This window comes from Type-F symbiont of Plautia stali, assembly GCF_059731105.1.
The window spans coordinates 632,072-649,501 of sequence record NZ_AP035909.1 but is presented as its reverse complement, the minus strand read 5'-3'; the positions used below and the strand labels follow the sequence as shown (position 1 = coordinate 649,501).

The window sequence follows — 17,430 nt, the reverse complement described above, 5'->3', positions numbered from 1 at the left end:
GATTCCGTTTTTCGCTCAGGTTAAAGCAGCCCAAAGAACTGCCGGGCCGTTACCACATCATTCGCAATTTGTTCTTTCAACGCCTCCAGTGAGGCAAAGCGCTGCTCGTTTCGTATTTTCTGTTTCAGCACCACATCAATGTGACGACCATAAAGATTGATATTGATGTCGAGCAGGTGAACTTCAAGCTGCTGGCGTAAACCTTTTACCGTCGGACGGGTGCCGATATTCGCCACGCCCGGCAGCGGCTCCGGCGTCAGCCCTTCCACTTCCACCGCATAGACCCCTTTCACCGGCGACACGCTGCGGCGTAAAGGCAGGTTGGCGGTGGGGAAGCCCAGCGTGCGTCCCAGTGCATCACCGTGCACGACGCGGCCGGAAATCGTGAAAGGATGGCCTAACAACGACTGCGCCAGCGCTAAATCATCGGCGGCCAGCGCCTGGCGCACGGCGGTGCTGCTGATGCGCTTTCCGCCCTCACAGAAGGTTTCGGTGCTGATAACCTCGAAGCCATACTCCACACCGGCTTTCTGCAATAACCGGAAATCCCCCTGGCGACCGGCGCCAAAGCGGAAATCATCGCCCACCGCAAGGTATCTGACGTCGAGCTTTTCAACCAGCAGGTCGCTGATAAAACGCTGGGCGGATAACGCCGCAAAGCGACGGTCAAACCGCACGCAGAGCACTTTATCGACGCCGGCTTCAGCCAGGTAGCGCAGTTTTTCACGCAGGCGCGTCAGGCGAGCCGGGGCTTTATCGCCAGCAAACAGCTCCAGCGGCTGTGGTTCAAAGACCATGACCACCACCGGCAGATTACGTTTGCGTCCCTCTTCACACAGCCGGGCCATCAGTGCCTGATGCCCGCGGTGTACGCCATCGAAATTACCAATGGTCAGAACGCAGCCGCGATGCTGCTCGTTAAGATTATGAATACCGCGGATAAACTTCATGGCTGACCCAAACCGGTGGAAATCGGCGGATTATACCCTTGAAACCGGTTCAGGTTAACCCGTCAGCACGCCTTTCATGCTTAACGCGCTGCATTTCCTGTTACAGAAGCACGTGTTGAGAATTTTGTCGCGAAATACTGTATTCAGGAAGGCGAAGCTGGTAGAATCTTGCGCCATCAAATACGTAACCGAGTGCTGCTCATAGAGCGACGCTTATTTGCACAAATCCATTGACAAAATCAGGTTGGAAGGGCATAGTCCTCGGCCTTTGATTTGTCTCTATAGAACACATTTGGGAGTTGGACCTTGGCTAATATCAAATCAGCTAAGAAACGCGCCGTAACATCTGAGAAACGCCGTAAGCATAACGCTAGCCGCCGCTCTATGATGCGTACCTTCGTTAAGAAAGTATACGCGGCGATCGCTTCAGGCGACAAAGCTGCTGCGCAGAACGCATTCAATGAAATGCAACCAATCGTGGACCGTCAGGCTGCTAAAGGTCTGATCCACAAAAACAAAGCTGCACGTTATAAAGCAAACCTGACTGCACAGATCAACAAACTGGCTTAATCGCCTGTTGTTTATCGCTTTGTTGAAAGAACCGGCGCTTACGCCGGTTTTTTTTCGCCTGTCATTTGCCGCACCGCCACTCCTCGTGAGGGTGATGCAGGGCAAAAAAAGGAGGCTTTCGCCTCCCCTCTCTTAACGCAGCCTGACCCGTAACAGGCTATATCCCAATACGGCGGAGAGCAGAGAACCGGTCAGAATCCCCAGCTTAGAGAACGTCACCAGCTGCTCATGGGCGGCATCAAAGGCCAGTGAACTGATAAATATCGACATCGTGAAGCCGATACCGCACAGCACGCCGATCGCCATGATATCGCGGATGGTGGTGCCGCCAGGCAATACCGCCAGCCGCAATCTGACGGCCAGCCAGCAGAAGAGCGTAATGCCCAGGGGTTTGCCGATTAACAGGCCAAAGATGATGCCTGCCGGTTCCGGTGACAGGATATCGCCCAGCGTAATACCGGCGAGTGAAATACCGGCATTGGCAAAGGCAAACAGCGGCAGAATCAGCCAGTTCACCCACGGCATCAGGCCGTGCGCCAGATGCTCTGCTGGCGAGTGCCCCTCTCTCTTCTCCAGCGGCACAAAGAAGCCCACGATAACGCCTGCCAGCGTTGCATGAACACCCGACTTAAGGACGGCGGTCCAGAGCACAATGCCCACCAGAATGTAGATCGAGATTTTGCGGACGTTGAAGTAATTCAGCAGGGCCAGCACCACAATCGCCGCTGCCGCCACGCCCAGAGAGAGCATCGACAGGCCGCTGGTATAGAACAGGGCGATAATCACAATCGCCCCCAGATCATCGATAATCGCCAGCGCCATCAGAAACACTTTCAGCGCAGCAGGAACCCGGCTGCCGAGCAGGGCCAGCACCCCCAGTGCAAACGCGATATCCGTTGCCGTGGGAATCGCCCAGCCGTTGCGGGCAATCTCATCACCGTGGTTGAAAGCCAGAAAGATCAGGGCGGGCAGCGCCATGCCTCCCAGGGCTGCGATAACCGGAAAGATTGCCTTCTCCCGGCTTGCGAGTTCACCGACCCTCAGCTCGCGCTTCACTTCCAGCCCAATCAGCAGGAAAAACAGCGCCATCAGCGCATCGTTTATCCATAACAGCAGATTTTTGCTGATATCCAGCGCACCAAAGCGGATCTGGACAGGCTCATTCAGTAACGCCTGATAGCCTTCGGCCGTCGCAGCGGTATTGGCGAGGATCATGGCCGCCACGGCTGCCAGGATTAATATCATGCCGTTACTGGCATCACTTTCAATGAAGCTCCTGAGGAGGTTTCTGAGTTTCCGAGGCTTATTCAACGTTTATCTTCCTGATCGGCGAGAGAAAGTGAATAAGTGTAACGACTCATATCGCCCGTTAACAGCAGCTTGTGCCCGGCGTTGTCGCTCGCATTGACCGGATCATTCGCAGGCCCGGCTACGCTGCGGGGCAGTCGGTGTGCAGCATCCCTGATCAGAGGCCAAAAAAAACGGAGCCCAGGGCTCCGTTTTATCTTTCCCGGTTTATCGGGTCAGGTCGTCAAAGAATTTTTTCACACCGTCGAAAAAGCTCTTGGAGCGCGGGCTATTGTGCTCGCCGCTCGGACCGCCAAAACTCTCTTCCAGTTCACGCAGCAGCGACTTCTGTTTCTCGTTCAGGCTGACCGGTGTTTCCACCACGACGCGACACAACAGGTCACCAACCGCACCACCGCGGACAGATTTCACGCCGCGTCCGCGCATGCGGAACAGCTTGCCGGTCTGGGTCTCTGACGGCACTTTCAGCTTCACGCGTCCATCCAGCGTCGGCACTTCAATCTCACCGCCCAGCGCCGCCATCGCAAAGTTAATCGGCACTTCGCAGTAGAGGTTATTCTCTTCACGTTCGAAAATCGGGTGTTTCTTCACCGAGACCTGAACATAGAGATCGCCCGCTGGCGCGCCCTGCTCGCCCGCTTCGCCTTCTCCGCTCAGACGGATACGATCGCCGGTGTCGACCCCGGCCGGGATTTTCACTGACAGCGTTTTCGACTTCTCAACGCGACCGTGACCGTGACAGGCGTTGCACGGATCTTTAATCACCGAGCCGCGACCGTGACAGGTCGGACAGGCCTGCTGAACGGTGAAGAAGCCCTGGCGCATCTGCACCTGGCCTGCACCGTGACAGGTCGAACAGGTTTGTGGCTGCGTGCCCGGTTTCGCGCCGCTGCCGTGGCAGACATCACACTCTTCCAGCGTTGGAATGCGGATCTCTTTGGTCACGCCGCGTACCGCTTCTTCCAGCGTCAGCTCCATGTTGTAGCGTAAATCGGCGCCGCGGGATGCGCGCTGACGGCGTCCACCACCAAAGATGTCACCGAATACGTCGCCAAAGATATCGCTGAAGTCTGCACCGCCGCCGCCAAAGCCGCCGCCGCCGAATCCACCGCCACCCATGCCGCCCTGTTCAAAGGCTGCATGACCATATTGATCGTAGGCCGCACGCTTCTGCGCATCGGTCAGGATTTCGTACGCTTCTTTAGCCTCTTTGAATTTGGCTTCGGCTTCTTTATCTCCGGGATTACGATCCGGGTGAAATTTCATTGCCAGGCGTTTGTACGCCTTTTTGATTTCACGCTCGTCCGCGGATTTGGCGACGCCTAAAATCTCGTAGTAATCACTCTTCGCCATGTTTATTTAGCCCTTAACATGATCGCACGGGCGTGGAGAGATCTCCGACGCCCGTGCTGGTTTCAACGGCTGTCAGGCCAGCCGTCGCGCCCGGTCAGGGGCAATTATTTCTTGTTGTCTTTTACTTCTTCGAATTCAGCATCGACAACGTCGTCATCTTTCTTCGCTGACGCATCACCGGCATCGGCTGCACCTGCCTGAGACTGCTGTGCGGCTTCCATCAGTTTGCCGGACACTTCCATCAGCGCCTGCATTTTGGCGTCGATTTCCGCTTTGTCTTCGCCTTTCAGCGCAGTTTCCAGCGCGGCCAGTGCGGCTTCGATTGGCGCTTTGTCGTCTGCTGACAGTTTATCGCCGGCTTCTTCCAGCTGCTTACGCGTGCTGTGGGCAATCTGATCGCCCTGGTTGCGCGTCTGTACCAGCTCTTCGAACTTACGGTCAGCTTCTGCGTTCGCTTCCGCATCACGCACCATTTTTTCGATCTCTTCGTCGTTCAGACCGGAAGAGGCTTTGATGGTGATTTTCTGCTCTTTACCGCTGTTCTTATCTTTCGCCGACACATGCAGGATACCATCCGCATCGATGTCGAAGGTGACTTCGATCTGCGGCATACCGCGAGGCGCAGCCTGGATACCGTCAAGGTTGAACTGGCCCAGTGACTTGTTGTCATTGGCGCGCTTACGCTCACCCTGCAGCACGTGAATGGTCACGGCTGACTGGTTATCTTCAGCAGTCGAGAAGACCTGGCTGTGCTTGGTCGGGATGGTGGTATTTTTGCTGATCAGCGACGTCATCACGCCACCCATGGTTTCGATACCCAGTGACAGCGGGGTTACGTCCAGCAGCAGCACGTCTTTCACGTCGCCACCCAGTACACCACCCTGAACCGCAGCACCGACAGCAACGGCTTCGTCCGGGTTCACATCTTTACGTGGCTCTTTACCAAAGAACTCGGTGACTTTCGCCTGAACCAGTGGCATACGGGTCTGACCACCGACCAGGATAACGTCGTTGATGTCAGAAACCGACAGACCCGCATCCTGCAGCGCAACTTTCAGTGGCGCGATTGAGCGTGCAACCAGATCTTCAACCAGTGACTCCAGCTTAGAACGGGTCACTTTGATGTTCAGGTGCTTAGGACCGGTCGCATCTGCAGTGATGTACGGCAGGTTAACGTCGGTCTGCTGAGCAGAAGAGAGCTCGATTTTCGCTTTCTCTGCGGCTTCTTTCAGACGCTGCATCGCCAGAGGATCGTTGTGCAGATCGATGCCCTGATCTTTCTTAAATTCAGCTACCAGATAGTTAATCAGACGGCTGTCGAAGTCTTCACCACCCAGGTGGGTATCACCGTTGGTTGCCAGAACTTCAAAGGTTTTTTCGCCATCAACTTCGTCGATCTCGATGATGGAGATATCGAAGGTACCGCCACCCAGGTCATACACGGCGATGGTGCGGTTACCCTGACCTTTGTCCAGGCCGTAGGCCAGTGCAGCAGCGGTTGGTTCGTTAATGATACGCTTAACTTCCAGACCCGCGATGCGGCCTGCATCTTTGGTCGCCTGGCGCTGTGCATCGTTAAAGTATGCCGGAACGGTGATCACCGCTTCGGTCACTGGCTCACCGAGGTAATCTTCGGCGGTCTTTTTCATTTTCTTCAGCACTTCAGCCGAAATCTGCGGCGGTGCCATTTTCTGGCCTTTCACTTCCAGCCAGGCGTCGCCGTTGTCAGCGCTGGCGATTTTGTACGGCATGATTTTAATATCACGCTGAACTTCTTCGTCCTGGAAGCGACGACCGATCAGACGCTTAATTGCGAACAGGGTATTCTGCGGGTTGGTCACTGCCTGACGTTTAGCCGGTTGACCGACCAGAATTTCGCCATCCTGTGTGTACGCAATAATTGAAGGCGTGGTGCGATCGCCCTCGGCATTTTCCAGCACGCGTGCTTTGGTGCCATCCATGATCGCAACACAAGAGTTGGTTGTACCCAGGTCAATACCAATAATCTTACCCATCTAAACATCTCCCACTTAAATTCGTTGCCAATTTGGGTTGTGAACCTTTTATGTGGGCGGGTTGTTTGCATTCAACCTGCCAGCACATGCTTTTTTTCCAACGTTCACAACGCTCGATGAGAAGTAAATGGGGCCGCTTCGATGCGCATCAAGGGTTAAACCAAAAAAAATTTTCACCTCTGGCCCGGTCGGGATCAAAGAACCCAGGCAGAACGCTGAATATGATGCGCCGCTCCGCTCGATGGAGTGAAGCGGAGCGCTTTTTATCATCAACGTTTACTGACCGCCGAGGAACTATGGCAAATTCAACACTGGCCAACCCTGCCCCGCTGGGATTAATGGGATTTGGCATGACAACGGTTTTACTCAACCTGCACAACGCGGGCCTGTTCACGATGGACGTCGCGATTCTGGCCATGGGGATTTTTTATGGTGGGATTGCGCAGGTGCTGGCAGGCCTGCTGGAGTTTAAAAAGAATAACACCTTTGGGCTGACGGCCTTTACCTCTTACGGGATGTTCTGGTTAAGCTTTGTGGCGATTCTGCTGCTGCCGGAAATGGGCCTCGCGAACGCCCCCGACGAACGTTTTCTGGGGGCCTGGCTGCTTCTGTGGGGCATCTTCACGCTGTTTATGTTTGTCGGCACGCTGAAAGGTGCGCGGATGCTGCAGTTTGTTTTCGCCACGCTCACGCTGCTGTTTCTGCTGCTGGCCGTAGCGCATCTGATGCATCTGCCTGCGCTGGTCACCACGGCAGGCTGGGTTGGCCTTCTCTGCGGCGCAAGCGCCTGCTATCTGGCCATGGGGGAAGTGCTAAACGAAACCTTTGGCCGTACCGTTCTGCCGATTGGCGAGAAGCCCCATCAATCATAATAAGACGCGGAGTCAGGCTCCGCGTCCTCTCACTACAGCGAATTAACCCCCTGATGCAGTTCTGGCTCGTGGCTGATATCACGCCGCAGCCAGATCCCCGTCACCAGTCCCACCAGCGCCAGTGCCATCACATACCAGCATGGGGCCATCACCGACACATTCATCAGCAGCGACACAAAAATCGGTGTCAGGCCGCCGAAAATCGCATAGGCGAGATTGTAGGAAAAGGAGATACCGGTAAAACGGACTTCCGCCGGAAAGGCACGCACCATCACGAACGGGACGGCGCCCACGGCACCCACGCTGAGGCCGGCCAGTCCATACAGCAGGAAGAGCTGCTGCGGATAGAGTGCAGTCAGATGATAAAACTGCCAGCAGCAGATCGCCAGCAGCAGGCTGCCGACACACAGCGTGCGGCTGGCACCGAAGCGATCGGCCGCCAGGCCGGCAATAATACAGCCGAAGCAGAGCATGACGGTGGCCAGGCTGTTGGCCTGCAGCGTCAGCGCAGGCGCAATGCCCAGCTGTTTTTGCAGCCACACCGGGGACATCAGGATCACCACCACGATGCAGGCGGAGAGCAGCCAGGTCAGCAGCATGGAAATGACGACCGATTTTTTATGTTCAGCCAGCACTGTTTTCAGCGGCAGCTTACTGGAGAGCGCTTTACGCTGCTGCATCTCCACAAACACCGGCGTCTCATGCAGCCAGCGGCGCAGCACCATCGCGCCCAGCCCGAACAGGCCGCCGAGGAAGAACGGGATGCGCCAGCCGCCATCATGAATTGCCTGGGGTGAGAGTGAGGTATTGATCAGCGTTGCCACCAGCGACCCCAGTAAAATTCCGATGGTCAGCCCGGCCGTCAGTGTGCCACAGGCGATACCGATGCGTTTATAGGGCACATGCTCAGCGACAAACACCCAGGCTCCCGGCACCTCGCCACCAATCGCCGCCCCCTGCAGCATCCGCATCAGCAGCATCAGTAACGGTGCGGCAACGCCGATGGTCTGCCAGGTGGGAAGCGCGCCCATCATCAATGTCGGCAGCGCCATCAGCATAATGCTCAGGCTGAACATCTTCTTACGCCCCACTTTATCGCCAAAGTGGGCCATCACGATGCCGCCCAGCGGACGTGCCAGATAGCCGGCGGCAAAAATGGCAAAGGTCTGCAACTGGCGCAGCCACTCGGGAATATCGGCGGGGAAAAAGAGTTCGCCAATCACGGTGGCGAAGAAGACAAAAATGATGAAGTCGTAAAATTCCAGCGCGCCGCCCAGTGCGGCCAGCGCCAGGGTTCTGTAATCCTTACCGGTCAGACGCTGCGTAGAGGTCAGGTTCATAATAGTCCAGAGGCAAAAGATCGGGTTGTAAAGATCTAATTACTATACCGTCAATCTTTTGCCACACCAGCCGGGCTATAGCTTATGCCTGAAATGGACAATATTTAGTTGTTTATCTCACGTATCGCGCTTTTAGGCCGAAATGCTGCTACCACGTCACGATGGGTTTCGACATACGGCCCTTCCAGCAGCTGTAAACAATAAGGTACAGAGGCAAAAATGCCGTGGACTTTGACGTTGCCCTGCTCATCTTTCAGCCCCTCCAGCGTCTCCCTGATCGACTTTGGCTGACCAGGCAGATTGAGGATCAGTGACTGCTTACGGATCACGCCGACCTGACGCGACAGAATCGCGGTCGGCACAAACTGCAGGCTGATCTGGCGCATCTGCTCACCGAATCCGGGCATCTCCCGATCGGCGACGGCTAAGGTGGCGTCGGGAGTGACGTCGCGCCGGGCCGGCCCGGTGCCGCCAGTGGTCAGCACCAGATGGCAAAAGCGTTCATCGACCAGCTCGCAAATCGCCTGCTCAATCATCGGCTGCTCGTCCGGCACCAGTCGGGACTCCATTTCGAACGGGCTGCTGATGGCCGTGCTGAGCCAGCTCTCCAGCGCGGGAATCCCCTGATCCTGATAGATGCCGTTCGCGGCGCGATCGGAAACCGAGATCAGGCCAATGCGTAATGTATTCATGGTTAGCTTCGCTGTGAATGACCGCGGTGCGGTGGAGTAAAAGGGGAATAGCCGAAAGGATAATACAAAGTGAAAGGGTCGGAAAAGGGAAAACCGTGACGGCCTGCGCCGTCACGATCGGAGGATTACAGCAGTTCTGCCAGCATCTTCTCAAGTTTGCCCTGATCAACGGCAAAGTTGCGGATGCCTTCTGCCAGCTTCGCCACCGCCATCGGATCCTGGTTGTGCTGCCACAGGAACTCAGACTCGGTCATGCGGGCCGGACGTGCTTTCACTTCACCGCTGTAGCTCAGTTTACGCTCCAGGGTTCCTTCGCTCTCGGCCAGCTCTTTCAGCAGCGCAGGCGAAATGGTCAGACGGTCACAGCCAGCCAGCTCGATGATTTCGCCGGTGTTACGGAAGCTGGCGCCCATCACGACGGTTTCATAGCCGTGCTGCTTGTAGTAGTTGTAGATTTCAGAAACAGAAACCACGCCGGGATCTTCGTGCGCCGCATACTCTTTTTTATCGGTGTTGGCTTTGTACCAGTCCAGAATACGACCCACAAACGGAGAGATCAGGAAAACGCCCGCTTCGGCGCAGGCACGCGCCTGAGCGAAAGAGAACAGCAGCGTCAGGTTACAGTTGATGCCCTCTTTTTCCAGCTGCTCCGCGGCGCGGATACCCTGCCAGGTTGAGGCCAGTTTGATCAGGATGCGGTCATTGCTGATACCGGCATCGTTGTAGAGTTTGATCAGACTACGGGCTTTATTGATGCTGCCTTCGGTGTCGTAAGAGAGACGCGCATCCACTTCGGTCGAAATACGGCCCGGGATCAGTTTGAGAATTTCCAGACCAATGTTTACGGCCAGCTTGTCAGAAACCAGCTGCAGCTGCTCATCTTTATCGCTGCTCTGCTCACGCGCCCAGCCGATCGCTTCATCGATCAGTTTACGGTATTCAGGGATTTGCGCGGCGTTAAGAATCAGAGAAGGGTTAGTCGTGGCATCCTGCGGCTGATACAGCTTCATGGCTGCGATATCACCGGTGTCGGCAACGACGGTGGTGAGCTGACGCAGGGAGGTAAGTTTGTCCGTCATGTTCTTTTCTCTTAGTTAACTGTCAGTGTGAAAAAAGGCTGTTGCGATAATATCACGCGCCAACGGTGGCGCAAGGTCAGGGAATGCCGTTTACGATAGCGCGAACAAATAGGTGTGATTCGTCATTCTTTGCGGCTTTTTTGCTACACTGCGGAGCCTGATAAGCCGCCAATATCCTGTTAAAGCAGGCATTAAACGAGGAAGCAACTATGTTGATGGTGATCTCCCCCGCCAAGACGCTGGATTATGACAGCCCGCTGGCGACAACCCGCTATACCCAGCCTGCGCTGTTAGAAAAGTCACAACAGCTGATTGAGATTGCGCGTGACCTGTCACCGGCCAGCATCGCCTCGTTAATGGGCATCAGCGACAAACTGGCGCACCTGAATGCCGAGCGGTTTAACAGCTGGCAGCCCGACTTCTCGCCGCAGAATGCCCGCCAGGCGATTCTGGCGTTTAAAGGCGATGTTTATACCGGTTTGCAGGCGGAGACGTTCAGCGATCAGGATTTCGATTTTGCCCAGCAGCACCTGCGCATGCTGTCTGGTCTGTATGGCGTGCTGCGTCCACTCGATCTCATGCAGCCTTACCGGCTGGAGATGGGCATTCGGCTGGCGAATCCGGCAGGTAAAGATCTCTATACCTTCTGGGGTGATCTCATCACCGAAACGCTGAACGCCGCGCTGGCGGAACAGGGCGACAACGTCCTGATCAACCTCGCCTCGGATGAATATTTCCGGGCGGTCAGACCGAAAGCGTTACAGGCGCAGATGATTAAGCCGGTGTTCCTGGATGAGAAAAATGGCAGCTACAAAGTCATCAGCTTCTACGCCAAAAAGGCGCGCGGCCTGATGAGTCGCTATGTGATTCAGGAGCGCCTGACAAAGCCGGAGCAGCTTAAGGCGTTTGATCTGGAAGGTTATCGTTTTGATGCAGCCAGCAGCAGCGAAAGCGAGCTGGTGTTCAAGCGCGCGGAGCAGTAGCCCCGCGCGTCTTCTCTTTCCCGCAGCCGGGAAAGATTATTTCAGCAGAAATGCCCGCAGCGCGGCAAAGTCCGCCTGCATCTGGTGTGACAGCAGCGGGAGTTCCGCACGCTCCGCCAGCTCCGGCGGCAGCGTCAGGGTCTGCTCAAGGATCGCTTCCACGCTTTCACGGAATTTGGCCGGATGAGCGGTGCCGAGGAACAGGCCATACTCGCCTTCCTGCAGCTGATCGCGCAGCAGACGCCAGGCGATGGCGGCGTGGGGCTCAGAAATGTAGCCAATCTCAGCCAGTTCACGCATGGCGGCACGGGTGGTTTCGTCAGAGACCGCACCGCAGGCCAGGTCGGTCAGCCGCCAGGTTTTACGGCGGAACAGCTCTTCCACACGCGGCCAGTTGTTCGGCTGGCTGACATCCATCGCATTCGACAGGGTCGCGACCGTCTGGTTAGGCTGCCACTCGCCGTTGCCGAGGAAGCGCGGCACCGTGTCATTGGCGTTAGTGGCGGCGATAAAGCGCTTGATCGGCAGCCCCAGTGATTTCGCCAGCAGACCCGCCGTTAAATCCCCGAAGTTGCCGCTTGGTACGGAAACCACCAGCTGATTGCGTTTTTCCTGCGGCAGCTGCGCCACCGCTTCAAAGTAGTAGCAGATCTGCGCCAGCAGGCGGCTGATGTTGATGGAGTTAGCTGAGTTCAGGCCAATCGTCTTTTTCAGCACTTCATCATCGAACGCCTGCTTGACCAGCGCCTGACAGGCATCGAAATCGCCGTCGATGGCGATAGTTTCGATGTTGCCGCCCAGCGTACAGAAGAGTTTCTCCTGCAGCGGGCTGATCTTGCCCTGTGGATAGAGGATCACCACACGCACATTCTCCATGCCGTAGAAGGCGTGGGCCACGGCCGCACCGGTATCACCGGAGGTCGCGGTCAGAATCGTGATCTGCTCGTCTGAACCGGAAACATAGGAGAGCATCTGCGCCATAAAACGGCCGCCGAAATCTTTAAACGCCAGCGTCGGGCCGTGGAACAGCTCCAGACAGGCCACATCTTCACTGACCGCTTTGACCGGTGCCGGAAACGCAAACGCGGCTTTAACACGCTCATGCAGCTGTTCGGCCGGGATCTCATCACCAATATAAGCCGACAGAATTTTGCTGCTGCGGCTGACAAAATCCATCTCCAGCATCGCGTCGATGTCTGTCAGTTCAAACTCCGGCAGTTCCAGCGGAAAGAACAGACCCTGCTGCGATCCCAGACCCTGTTTCACCGCCTGGGCGAAGCTGACCTGCTCGTTGTGATCCTTAAGATTGTAGAGTTTCATGCGTTATCCCAATTGTCGTGCGCCAGCCGTGTCGAGACGGCAGATATGGACGAAGCCTTCATCGTTCTGCAGATAGTGCTGGCTCAGCCAGTCAGCCATCCGCTGTGCCGTTTCCATCTGATTGCAAACGGCGAAAAGTGTCGGACCAGAGCCTGAGATACCGCACGCCAGTGCGCCGATATCTTTGGCCGCCTGTCGCGCCTCGGCGAAGCCCGGCAGCAGTCTGGTGCGATAAGGTTCAGCAATGACATCCTGCATAAGTTTAGCGGCCAGCAGCGGCTGACGCGTATGGCAGGCGTGAATGAAGCCCGCCAGCAGGCGGCCATGCTTGATGCACTCCTCTTTGCGGTACTGCGCCGGTAAAATCGCGCGCGCTTCGGCGGTCGAGACTTTAATGCCCGGATAGGCCATGACCCACAGCCAGTCATCAAAGCCGGGCACGGCCTGGCTGATAATCTCATTCTCCTGCAGCATCAGCTGAATGCCCCCAAGGAAGCAGGGCGCGACGTTATCGTAATGAACGCTGCCGGAGATGCGCCCTTCCAGCTCGCCCATCAGCGTCAGCAGGGTGCTGTCATCGAGGGGCTTACCGCAGAATTCATTCATCGCGACCAGACCGGCCACCACCGAGCAGGCGCTGGAGCCCAGCCCGGAGCCGATGGGCATGTTCTTCTCCAGCGTCATCGCCACCGGGATCTCTTTGCCCACCGCCTCGCAGAAGCGCTGCCAGCACTGATAAACGATGTTCTCTTTAGGATCGGCGGGCAGCTTACTGACAAAACGTCCGGCGTTGGTCAGTGAAAAGTGCTCTGCCGCCTCCACGGAGACGCAGTCACCCAGCAGGGAACCGTCCACCGGCGAAACCGCCGCGCCCAGCACATCGAAGCCGACGCTGACGTTACCAATCGAGGCCGGTGCGTAAATTTTTACCATTTTTAAACTCCCAACTTCCATGACAGCGTGCGCAGCAGGTCGGCAAAGACACCGGCCGCTGTCACATCATTTCCTGCACCGTACCCGCGCAGCACCATCGGGATCGGCTGATAGTAGCGGCTGTAAAATGCCAGCGCATTCTCGCCATTTTTCACCTTAAAGAGCGGATCGTTGCTGTCTACGGCGTCAATTCTGACTTTGCAGACGCCGCCCTCTTCGATCACGCCGACATAGCGCAACACTTTACCCGCATCACGCGCCTGCGCAACCCGCGCGGCAAAGGCGTTGTCCAGCTCAGGCAGGCGCTGCATAAACTGCTCAACGTCTGCAATGTCGGTCAGGCTGGCGGGCAGCAGCGGCTCAATCTCAATATCCGTCAGCTCCAGCTGATGACCCGCTTCGCGCGCCAGGATCAGCAGCTTACGCGCCACGTCTGTGCCGGCGAGATCGTCACGCGGATCGGGTTCGGTAAAGCCCATCTCCCGCGCCATCTGAGTCGCCTGAGACAGGGAGACGCCTTCATCCAGCTTGCCGAAGATAAAGGAGAGCGAGCCAGACAGGATGCCGGAGAAGCGCAGCAGCTCATCACCCGCGTTCATCAGGTTCTGCAGGTTTTCGATCACCGGCAGACCGGCACCGACGTTAGTATCATAAAGGAACTTGCGGCGCGATTTGGCCGCGGCGGCACGCATCTGCTGGTAGTAGTTCCAGGATGAGGTGTTAGCCTTTTTGTTCGGCGTCACCACGTGGAAACCTTCGCTGAGAAAATCGGCATACTGATCGGCGACCGCCTGGCTGGAGGTACAGTCCACAATCACCGGATTAAGCAGATGATACTCTTTGACCAGCCGGGTCAGGCGCGCCAGATTGAAAGGCTCTTTGGCTTCACTTAATGCCGCTTCCCAGTGGCTCAGATCGATGCCGTGAACATTCGTCAACAGCGCATGCGAGTTGGCGATGCCGCAGACCCGCAGGTCGATATGCTTCTGCTTCAGCCACGCCTGCTGGCGATGTAACTGATCCAGCAGCGCACCGCCGACGCCGCCGACGCCCACCACAAAGACTTCGATAACCTGATCGGTGGCGAACAGCATCTGATGCACCACGCGCACCCCGGTGATCACTTCATCGTTGTTAACCACGACGGAGATGGAACGTTCAGAGGAGCCCTGCGCAATCGCCACGATATTGATGTTGGCGCGCGCCAGCGCCGAGAAGAATTTAGCTGAGATGCCGCGCAGGGTGCGCATGCCATCGCCCACTACCGAGATCACCGCCAGATTTTCAATGATATCCAGCGGGTCCAGCAGGCCATCTTTCAGCTCCAGATAGAACTCCTCTTCCAGCACCTGACGCGCCCGCGCCAGTTCGCTCTGCGGCACGCAGAAACTGATGCTGTATTCAGACGAGGATTGGGTGATCAGCACCACGGAAATGCCGGTGCGCGACATCGCCGCAAACACCCTGGCCGCCATTCCGACCATCCCTTTCATGCCGGGACCGGAGACGTTAACCATCGCCATGTTATTCAGGTTGGTGATGCCTTTCACCGGATTTTCATCCTGCTCGCCTTCTGCCCCAATCAGGGTGCCGGGCGCCTGCGGATTGGCGGTGTTTTTGATCAGGCACGGGATCTGGAACTGCGCGATAGGCGCAATGGTGCGGGGATGCAGCACCTTGGCGCCGAAATAGGAGAGTTCCATCGCTTCCTGATAGGACATCGATTTCAGCAGGCGGGCATCCGGCACCTGACGCGGATCGCAGGTATACACGCCATCGACATCGGTCCAGATTTCACAGCAGTCGGCGCGCAGACAGGCTGCCAGCACGGCCGCCGAGTAGTCTGAGCCATTACGGCCCAGCACCACCAGCTCACCGCGCTCGTTGCCGGCGGTAAAGCCCGCCATCAGGATCATATTCTGCGGCGGGATCTGGCTGGCTTCGATGCGACGGGTCGATTCGGCGATGTCGACGGTGGACTCCAGGTAGTGACCGACAGCGAGCAGCTTCTCTACCGGATCGATCACGCTGACCTCATGACCGCGTGCCTGCAGCAGCGCTTCCATAATGGCAATCGAGAGCTTTTCACCGCGGCAGATGATCGCCGCGTTGACGCTGTCCGGGCACTGCCCCAGCAGGCTGATGCCGTGCAGCACCTGCTTCAGCTGCGCAAACTCCAGGTCCACGCGGGTTTTCAGCCGCTCATATTCAAAGCCAGGCTGTGACTCAGCGAGCCCCTGCAGCAGCTCGCTGAAGATGCGCTCAGCGTCGCTGATATTCGGCAAAGCGTCCTGACCACTGATGGTTTTTTCAATCATCGCCACCAGGTGGTTAGTGATCTTTGCTGGCGCAGAGAGCACGGTTGCAACCTGTCCTTGTTGCGCATTACTTTCCAGAATGTCAGCGACGCGAAGAAACCGTTCCGCATTCGCTACCGAGGTCCCGCCGAATTTCAGCACTCGCATGATATCAACTCTCCTGAATTTAAGCCGAAAAAAAAGCCCGCACTGGTTAGGTGCGGGCTTTTTTTCTGTTTTTCCTGTATGCGTCAGCCCGCACCGTTACCTGTGGTAATGGTGATGGTAATAATTGTGGTGTTCAGGCTGATTTTACGCATTGAGATTTTTTTCTGTCTGTCTTTGTCTGTCCGTCTGGCATCCAGAAGTAAAGCAAAGCGCACATTAAGTCAACCCGATTTGTCCGGCGGGCCCATTTCCCTGACTGCGCAGAGCCACCGGCGAAATCGTAAAACGCTCTTTGATCGTTTGCGATGCTGAACTTCTCTGCGATCTGTTACTGCAAAATAAGATTTTCGCCGAGGATTAATCTGCGAGTTTTTTTTCAATATCGTGCAGCAGACGATGCAGCATCGCCGTGTCGCGCTGTTCCAGCAGCCCCACCCGCTGATCGATCCAGTCAGAGAGTTTCTCATCATCACTCACCTCCAGCTGCGCCAGCAGCTGATGCAAACGCTGCCGCAGCGCCTGCAGCTGCTGCCCGTCTGCGGCGGCGGTGAGCGGAGCCTCAACCTGATTCAGCTTCGACAGCTGATAGCAGTAGACCATCACCGCCTGGCCGAGATTGAGTGATGGATAGTCATTCGCCATCGGGATGCCGGTCAGCAGATCGACCTGCTCCAGCTCCTCATTAGTCAGCCCGCTGTCTTCGCGACCAAATACCAGCGCCATACTCTTTACCCACTGACGCTTCTCCAGCAGCTGTGTTTCAACCTGCTCTGGCGTGGCGTAGTAGCGAAACTTTGCCCGGCTGCGCGCAGTGGTGGCGACGGAGAAGTCGATGTCTGCTAATGCGTCAGCCAGCGTTGCAAACGTCTGGACGTTATCGAGGATCTCACCCGCGCCATGCGCGACCCGGCGCGCGGCCGGGTCCTGCCAGGCGTCGCTGGCGACAATGCGCAGCTGGCTGAAGCCCATGGTTTTCATGGCGCGCGCCGCAGCGCCGATATTTTCTGGCCGCGCGGGCGAGACGAGAATCAGGGGGAAGAGCATATTTACTCCATTGGTCCATTTACATAACGCCATATTAACATGACTGTTCAGGATTCAGCGGGCGGAAGCGAATAAGAAAAGCGGTGATTAACATTGTTAAAACCGGTTAAAAAAAGCGGTCCGAATCTTTTTACCGGCGAAGCGGCCTTTATTAAAGAAACCACTATTAATACATTTAAGTTCAACAGGATAGAATGTGATTACCAGTGGGTTTCATTTTGGAACCGAAGCGTGAAAAATGTAATGAAAATGATGCTTTTTGTGAGCTAAACGGGCAATCTACGAGAAGTTTTTCACAAAAGTGTTAACGTGCTACAATTGCATTTGATATAAGTCAACGAAGCGTTGTTTTTATGCTTATCGGTTGTAGTTGGTGCTGTTAGGTTGCTGTTAATGCAGTTAGGATATGCGCCATTATCATTCTCGCCTGGGGCATGCAATTTTCATCCTGACTGGCTGAGCTAATACTGTTGTTGACGTTGATAGATGGCTTATCAAAATATGAT

General features: G+C 56.2%; 15 protein-coding genes and 1 other annotated feature. Of the genes, 3 read left to right on the top strand and 12 right to left on the bottom strand.

The features are described from left to right. Nucleotides 1-20: 20 nt before the first annotated feature. Entirely contained in the window at nucleotides 21-950 is a 930-nt protein-coding gene (ribF, locus tag AC6I7A_RS02935; RefSeq protein WP_009092217.1) for a bifunctional riboflavin kinase/FAD synthetase, read from the bottom strand. A 306-nt stretch (nucleotides 951-1,256) separates the two neighbouring features. Here ribF and rpsT point away from each other — a divergent pair, with 306 nt between their 5' ends. Then, the gene (rpsT, locus tag AC6I7A_RS02930; protein WP_006117633.1) at nucleotides 1,257-1,520 is read left to right on the top strand and encodes a 30S ribosomal protein S20; all 264 of its coding nucleotides are present in this window, start codon (nucleotides 1,257-1,259) and stop codon (nucleotides 1,518-1,520) included. Nucleotides 1,521-1,652: 132 nt separating this feature from the next. Here the strand turns inward: rpsT and nhaA are convergent, their stop codons facing one another. The 3 genes from nhaA to dnaK all read right to left on the bottom strand — a co-directional run bounded on the left by nhaA (nucleotide 1,653) and on the right by dnaK (nucleotide 6,196). Beyond that, nucleotides 1,653-2,831, bottom strand: a complete 1,179-nt coding sequence (gene nhaA / locus AC6I7A_RS02925) for a Na+/H+ antiporter NhaA (protein WP_033736405.1) — start codon at nucleotides 2,829-2,831, stop codon at nucleotides 1,653-1,655. 204 nt (nucleotides 2,832-3,035) lie between these two features. Further along, nucleotides 3,036-4,181, bottom strand: coding sequence for a molecular chaperone DnaJ (dnaJ, locus tag AC6I7A_RS02920; RefSeq protein WP_009092225.1), 1,146 nt, complete (start codon nucleotides 4,179-4,181; stop codon nucleotides 3,036-3,038). 104 nt (nucleotides 4,182-4,285) lie between these two features. Then, nucleotides 4,286-6,196 carry a molecular chaperone DnaK gene (dnaK, locus tag AC6I7A_RS02915; RefSeq protein WP_009092227.1) on the bottom strand — a complete coding sequence of 637 codons (1,911 nt, stop codon included), beginning with the start codon at nucleotides 6,194-6,196 and terminating at the stop codon, nucleotides 4,286-4,288. Nucleotides 6,197-6,492: 296 nt separating this feature from the next. Here dnaK and satP point away from each other — a divergent pair, with 296 nt between their 5' ends. After that, nucleotides 6,493-7,068 carry an acetate uptake transporter gene (gene satP / locus AC6I7A_RS02910; RefSeq protein WP_009092229.1) on the top strand — a complete coding sequence of 192 codons (576 nt, stop codon included), beginning with the start codon at nucleotides 6,493-6,495 and terminating at the stop codon, nucleotides 7,066-7,068. Between the two features lie 32 nt (nucleotides 7,069-7,100). On the opposite strand, the gene AC6I7A_RS02905 is transcribed toward satP, so the two are convergent. From AC6I7A_RS02905 to tal, 3 genes are all read right to left on the bottom strand, one after another. Continuing rightward, nucleotides 7,101-8,408: an MFS transporter gene (locus AC6I7A_RS02905; protein WP_058957751.1), complete on the bottom strand. Its 1,308-nt coding sequence runs from the start codon at nucleotides 8,406-8,408 to the stop codon at nucleotides 7,101-7,103. Between the two features lie 104 nt (nucleotides 8,409-8,512). After that, nucleotides 8,513-9,100, bottom strand: a complete 588-nt coding sequence (mog, locus tag AC6I7A_RS02900; RefSeq protein WP_009092232.1) for a molybdopterin adenylyltransferase — start codon at nucleotides 9,098-9,100, stop codon at nucleotides 8,513-8,515. Nucleotides 9,101-9,225: 125 nt separating this feature from the next. Then, nucleotides 9,226-10,179 carry a transaldolase gene (tal, locus tag AC6I7A_RS02895; protein WP_009092233.1) on the bottom strand — a complete coding sequence of 318 codons (954 nt, stop codon included), beginning with the start codon at nucleotides 10,177-10,179 and terminating at the stop codon, nucleotides 9,226-9,228. Between the two features lie 209 nt (nucleotides 10,180-10,388). Between tal and yaaA the strand changes: the two genes are divergently transcribed. Continuing rightward, on the top strand, nucleotides 10,389-11,162 hold the full coding sequence (yaaA, locus tag AC6I7A_RS02890) for a peroxide stress protein YaaA (protein WP_046101187.1): 774 nt from the start codon (nucleotides 10,389-10,391) through the stop codon (nucleotides 11,160-11,162). Between the two features lie 36 nt (nucleotides 11,163-11,198). Here the strand turns inward: yaaA and thrC are convergent, their stop codons facing one another. The 5 genes from thrC to AC6I7A_RS02865 all read right to left on the bottom strand — a co-directional run bounded on the left by thrC (nucleotide 11,199) and on the right by AC6I7A_RS02865 (nucleotide 16,924). Beyond that, entirely contained in the window at nucleotides 11,199-12,482 is a 1,284-nt protein-coding gene (gene thrC / locus AC6I7A_RS02885) for a threonine synthase (RefSeq protein WP_009092235.1), read from the bottom strand. A gap of 3 nt (nucleotides 12,483-12,485) precedes the next feature. Beyond that, on the bottom strand, nucleotides 12,486-13,415 hold the full coding sequence (gene thrB / locus AC6I7A_RS02880; protein WP_058957752.1) for a homoserine kinase: 930 nt from the start codon (nucleotides 13,413-13,415) through the stop codon (nucleotides 12,486-12,488). A 2-nt stretch (nucleotides 13,416-13,417) separates the two neighbouring features. Then, nucleotides 13,418-15,880, bottom strand: coding sequence for a bifunctional aspartate kinase/homoserine dehydrogenase I (thrA, locus tag AC6I7A_RS02875; protein WP_009092237.1), 2,463 nt, complete (start codon nucleotides 15,878-15,880; stop codon nucleotides 13,418-13,420). Nucleotides 15,881-15,906: 26 nt separating this feature from the next. After that, nucleotides 15,907-16,025, bottom strand: a sequence feature (Thr leader region). Continuing rightward, nucleotides 15,964-16,032, bottom strand: a complete 69-nt coding sequence (gene thrL / locus AC6I7A_RS02870) for a thr operon leader peptide (protein ID WP_111209051.1) — start codon at nucleotides 16,030-16,032, stop codon at nucleotides 15,964-15,966. (Overlaps the previous feature by 62 nt.) 205 nt (nucleotides 16,033-16,237) lie before the next feature. After that, a complete protein-coding gene (locus tag AC6I7A_RS02865; RefSeq protein WP_009092238.1) occupies nucleotides 16,238-16,924 on the bottom strand; it encodes a tRNA/rRNA methyltransferase in 687 nt (228 codons plus the stop codon). Nucleotides 16,925-17,430: the final 506 nt, after the last annotated feature.